A 569-nucleotide genomic window follows, 5' to 3' on the forward strand; every position below is an offset into this window, starting at 1 on the left:
CATCCGCATAGCGGATTGAAAATGATGTCACCGAGGGAGTATCGCGCTCTCAAAGTGGCAAGTTAGGACTGTCCGTTTTAGCGGGGGCAACTACAGATTGGCGTAGCGAATCTGATTTTTTTAGCTGGCTATTTAATTCCTTTTCTAGCGCTTCAATCTCAGAAAACTGAAGCTCTAAATCATTAACAATCTTGCCTTGCTCCTGAAAAGTACATATCGGAAAATGGATTTTGTTAAGGCCTGCACCAGTCAAGTGCTTTATTGTCGTACCAGTGAAGTTTTTTATGACTCGCTCCAAAGGTGTTGCATATACTAAATAGTAAAAAGCAAACTTTGAATTATACGAGTCTGTGAATCGCACACGATGTAGTGCTTTTTGAATAAAAACAGTTGCATCATTGTTTTCCCAAACGGCACATCGGCCAGGCTCGCCACCTTCACATATCACAAGGTCCCCGACTTTCAACGAATAGCGGTCAAACTCTGTTTCCTCTACTCTCATTGACTTAAGGTTTTCTAAGTTGAATACCCCCCAACGGACATTGATGTTGCCTAGATATGGACTCTCT

Annotated in this window: 1 protein-coding gene; it reads right to left on the reverse strand. The window is 42.2% G+C overall.

The genetic code is table 11. The features are described from left to right. Positions 1-49: 49 nt before the first annotated feature. Positions 50-569 (reverse strand): restriction endonuclease subunit S (locus LGT40_RS00280; protein ID WP_226343104.1); only part of this gene is annotated, 520 nt, incomplete at its 5' end.

The sequence above is a fragment of the Methylophaga pinxianii genome (assembly GCF_020447225.1).
Taxonomy (GTDB): domain Bacteria; phylum Pseudomonadota; class Gammaproteobacteria; order Nitrosococcales; family Methylophagaceae; genus Methylophaga; species Methylophaga pinxianii.